Genomic DNA, 4,276 nt, shown 5'->3' on the forward strand with positions numbered 1-4,276 from the left:
CTCCTGATCAAACAGCTCACCTGACTTATGCATCACACTTCCAGACGCCGACCGGCGAGCGGCAACGACGTTTTTCGAAATCATCAAAACATTTCCCGAGAATGTGATTGTAGTACCTGATGTGTGACCACGTTGACCAGTGCGGCGGCGGCCCGGCGTCAGGTCGATGACTCAGCGACAACCGCGGAACTGTACGGGGAGACGCCGTACTCGAGCGCGACAACGATCCGGGCAGCGATTCCCCTCAAGCGCCCCTCGAGTTCAAACGGCGAACCGGAATCCTCTTCAGTTAAGAGAATCACTTCGATGTCGTCTGCAACGGTGATAAGTTCGAAGCCCGCTGCCACCGCAGACCTCCGAAACTCCCAGATAAGCCCGCGCAACGAAGGCACAATGGTGCTGAGCAGTTCCACGTTGAACGCACTCCCGTCGACCAGCCGTTTCAACGAACCCGACGGGTTCGCCCGTTCGGCTTGCTGCAGTGAAAGCTGTATCGTCGTCCCTAGAACGGGCGCGATGCGTCGGTGGCGTCTGGCGTAGGCCTCGACGTTGCCAAATTCCGGCCTAGTTGTTCTGAAATTCGCCATCACGCAAAAGAGCCGGCTTATCCGTGGCTGTCTTCGCCTCGATCGCAATCGTTCATATTCGCCTGAAGCGCTTTCAGCATCCCCGCCACGTCGGCGCGAGTCATTTGCAGGTTGTTCCGCTTTTTCTCCAAAATCTCGAAAATCTGGTCGTCGGTCACGTGAGACGCGCTCAGAAGATTGAGTTCAGAAAAGCTGAAGTACTTCACAGCCTCAGCGTCCCCGCCGAATCGGCGATGGCAGCGGATGTAGGCGTACGCACTTGCACGGGGAATGCCCAGTTCGCGATACAAGAACTCGTACGCAAAGCCGGCCCCTCGTTTTCGCTCGTGAGCCGTATCCCCGGCCTTAGCCGTGTGACAGCTGGTCCTCGCCTCGACGATGCGCTGCAGGTGTCCGCCCAGGCGGACCAGATCGTCGACGCTTCTCCTGTTAACGATGGTTCCTGCCTGACGCATCTCATCGAGCACGGCGGCAAGCTGGTCAATTGCCGTCTCGGGATCACGCATCGCGGGATGCGGCGTTGAGCCTTCGTTTCCATGACCAGCTCTAAAGTTCGGGAGACGCGGACTATCCTCGGGCGGGGTCGAACCTGCCGTCACATTCGTATTCAACCACTACTCCGTTTAATTAGTAGCAGGGCCACGCTAGTGGGCCCTATCCGGTTACCGGTCACTCATGCGCCGTATGATCTTTGCTCCCTCGCGGGGCGCAAGGCGGCTGTCGTAAGTCCATTTCTCCAGCTTGCGGAAGGTCAACTGCGCCGCGTCAGCGTGCAGCGGGTTGATGAGCACGTTATATTCTTGCGGCACGATCACGGACGGCACACGACACAGCAGGCTCGCATTACTCGCGGCCCATTGCTCTCCGGCGTCGAGACTTATCTTGCCGTGCGGCAAAGCATCCCAGCCAACGTGGGACGATGGGTCAATCACCGTGGCCGCGGCCCACACCGCTTCCGGTACATCAATCGCGACGAGATAGCGGTTCAACGGCAGACCATCCAGTTTCAGGTGGACGACCGTTTCCAGGCACGCGAGCGCGATACTGCCGGCGCAATACAGCATCGGCGTGCCCGGCCGGTTCCAGCGGCCGCCGGTCAACTTCGCGCCGGCGCCGCTGGTATCGTCAGCGAGGTAGTCAGGGGTGTCCGTCGCGATACGCCAGATCGTTACCGGACCGCTCACGCGTATGCCCCGCTTTGTGCCATCGCCAGGAGGTTCGAGACGAGGCCTCGGCCCTCGGCAGTATCCATCAGGTCGGCGGGCCGCTCGCCGCCGAGCGCCGGTAGCGGCTCATCAAGCCAGCGTCCAAGCCAGCGGGCCGCGTCAAAACCTTCAGGATTTCCAGATTGCTCCACCATCGTCTGTACCTGTCCAATCAACCGGGCGATGCCGACCAGACGCTCGCTCTGTTCGGCTGAAAGTGGTTCACCGGCTTTTGCCTTGCGGTCGACGGTCGTCACCGACAAGCCGAGCGTCTTTCCTAACTGCTCCTTGCTGCGGTCCATCGACCGCGCAATCCGGTTAAACGCGTCGGCCCTGACGCCGTGCTTGATCGTCACGATGCGCACCGACGGCTCGGCGGCGTACACCTCCGCGAAATGCGTCAGGTCCTTGAGGACGCCGGAGTGGGCAGCGCTGTGGGAAATGAAAACTCCCGTTGCCGGCTTCGAGGTCGTGCCGCGACCTACCGCTTTCTGGGCGACCTGATGGGCGTGGCCGGCCTTTGACCTTTTAGCGGACCGGAGGCGCGGTGCCGCTTCTTCGACTTCAGTATCCATGGTGTCCTCCAAATGGTTGTTTATTGTAGCCCAAATGGAGGACACTTCCAACCTCGCAGATTGCACGCGGGCAATGAATTCGGCCGGGCGTCGCAGTGCAATGGTAGCGGTGGCGGTAACGTGCGTGCCGGTTTCGTTGCTGCAGGTGCGGCGAGACCCAAGGGAAACAATCGAGCTGTTCGTGTCACCTTGGCTTCTCAGCCGGGTTGAAGGTGCCGGCACTCCGTTTGGAACCAATAGTCGACCAGACGCTGTGCCGCCTGTAGATCATCCGGGTAGTACGGATCGTCATACCATGGTGACGGGTCGTAGCCCGCTTTCCTCAGGGCAGCGAGTTCGCTATGGTGTTGCGCCATCGTAGGGGGCGCGTTAGTCCTGAGCGCCGCCAGGTCGCGGCACTCTGTAGGAGTGAGGTGCGGCCCCGCATACGGAATGCCGCCAACGGCACAGCCGGCGAGCAACAGCACCAGAGCGGGAAGTGCTGACCGTGATCCAGGCGGCTTTCTCATAGTACGTGTCCTTCGCTGCGATCACTCCACCACGGCGAGTGGCATGTCGCCGCGAGCCTCGTCTCGAACCTGTTGGCGATGGCACAAAGCGGGGCATACGCGTGAGCGGTCCGGTGACGATCTGGCGTATCGCGACGGACTCATTTGCGGCCTCCATGTCGCTCGGAACGGTCAGGCGACGCATCGTCGGGCTGCGAGATTTCAATATAGGCGGTGATGGCGAGAGAGGGGGGGCAGAATCTGGCAGCTCGCTGCCAGTCCCACCAGTATCGATGAAAGCGGGACGGACTATCTATATAGGGTCGAGTGCGGTCGATCGACGTCGAAGGGCGGAGGTTCGACCACTTCGACACCCTCGCCAGCGCATGTCGTCGGTCACTGGCACACCGTGGCTCGGGCGCTGCACCAAATCAAGCGGGCCGCGTTGGCGCATACTAGAATCGGTAACCGATACCACGCGGCGTCGCAGGTGCCACATGCGAGATATTCCGATTAGTGACGATTTTCCACCAGGTTTTTGCGAGGAGGTCGGTCGCCTCGTGATAGCGTTCGGTCGCCTCGAATATCTTATCAAGCTGTGTTTCAAAGACCTCCACGGGAAGGGTTTTACTATCGGGATGGCGGAAGCCGAGTATGACGCTCAAGCGTTCGCCGACTTCTGCGCGGAAACAGGGATATTGACGAAGCTCGCGAAGAGCAAGCTATCCGCGAGGGAGGCAGACGCTTTTTGTGAGCTGATAAACAAGGCCTTGCCGTTAGGCACATTTCGAAACGACACTGTCCACGCTTGGTGGTACGCCGACTTCAAGGGGCTACCCTCCCGAATTCGACCAAAGAAGGATAGCCATGAATTGGCGGACTGGAGTCGTGGCCGTGTTGTACAGGTTACCGAAATACGGGGAGCCCGAGAGGAAATTGAGCGCATCTACCGCGATCTGGACACGCAGCGGGGAACTTGGACAGTTCGAAACCCGTAGGGCCTACCCAACATGACCCCCGCGGCGACAATAGCCGCAAGGTTACCCAGTTTGCAGTTCATGCCGTTTCGCTTCCGACAACCGGCTCGCCGTTGGAAATACCACGTTCGGTGAACACCGTCGTCAGCAGATCAAGCGCCCGCACTTCGAGTGCGGGCATGCGCTCGGCTTTCGCACCGGTGACTGGTCACGTGACGACGCCACGAATGACAGTGTGCATTGCAAGCTGCCGTCAGGGTGCGATTAGATCGAAGGGCGGCAGTGGGTCGGCTACGGCCGGCCGCGTCGGGCGGCAGTCGGCCATGAACAGTCATTCGCCCGTTGCAGCAACCGGACGTTGGAGCGGCTGCTTCGCCATTGCGAACGGTCATTGACCGGCCACCGTGCGCAGTGTTTCATCGGTCTTTAAGGCCATTCGCAGCG

General features: G+C 60.2%; 6 protein-coding genes. All 6 read right to left on the reverse strand.

Annotated features, from left to right (window positions below):
• Positions 1 to 158 precede the first annotated feature (158 nt).
• Positions 159 to 590: a hypothetical protein gene (locus GNZ13_RS49580; RefSeq protein ID WP_172178788.1), complete on the reverse strand. Its 432-nt coding sequence runs from the start codon at positions 588 to 590 to the stop codon at positions 159 to 161.
• A gap of 14 nt (positions 591 to 604) precedes the next feature.
• A complete protein-coding gene (locus GNZ13_RS49585; protein ID WP_172178789.1) occupies positions 605 to 1,198 on the reverse strand; it encodes a hypothetical protein in 594 nt (197 codons plus the stop codon).
• Between the two features lie 51 nt (positions 1,199 to 1,249).
• Positions 1,250 to 1,771: an RES family NAD+ phosphorylase gene (locus GNZ13_RS49590; protein WP_172178790.1), complete on the reverse strand. Its 522-nt coding sequence runs from the start codon at positions 1,769 to 1,771 to the stop codon at positions 1,250 to 1,252.
• Positions 1,768 to 2,379 (reverse strand): type II RES/Xre toxin-antitoxin system antitoxin, encoded by a 612-nt coding sequence (gene parS, locus GNZ13_RS49595; protein ID WP_236002545.1) that lies wholly within the window; start codon positions 2,377 to 2,379, stop codon positions 1,768 to 1,770. Before parS ends, GNZ13_RS49590 begins: the two co-directional genes overlap by 4 nt.
• Positions 2,380 to 2,564: 185 nt before the next feature.
• Positions 2,565 to 2,876 (reverse strand): DUF4148 domain-containing protein, encoded by a 312-nt coding sequence (locus GNZ13_RS49600; protein WP_172178791.1) that lies wholly within the window; start codon positions 2,874 to 2,876, stop codon positions 2,565 to 2,567.
• A gap of 434 nt (positions 2,877 to 3,310) precedes the next feature.
• Positions 3,311 to 3,520 (reverse strand): hypothetical protein, encoded by a 210-nt coding sequence (locus GNZ13_RS49605; RefSeq protein WP_172178792.1) that lies wholly within the window; start codon positions 3,518 to 3,520, stop codon positions 3,311 to 3,313.
• Positions 3,521 to 4,276: the final 756 nt, after the last annotated feature.

The organism is Paraburkholderia elongata (assembly GCF_013177735.1).
In the GTDB taxonomy this organism is placed as follows: domain Bacteria; phylum Pseudomonadota; class Gammaproteobacteria; order Burkholderiales; family Burkholderiaceae; genus Paraburkholderia; species Paraburkholderia elongata.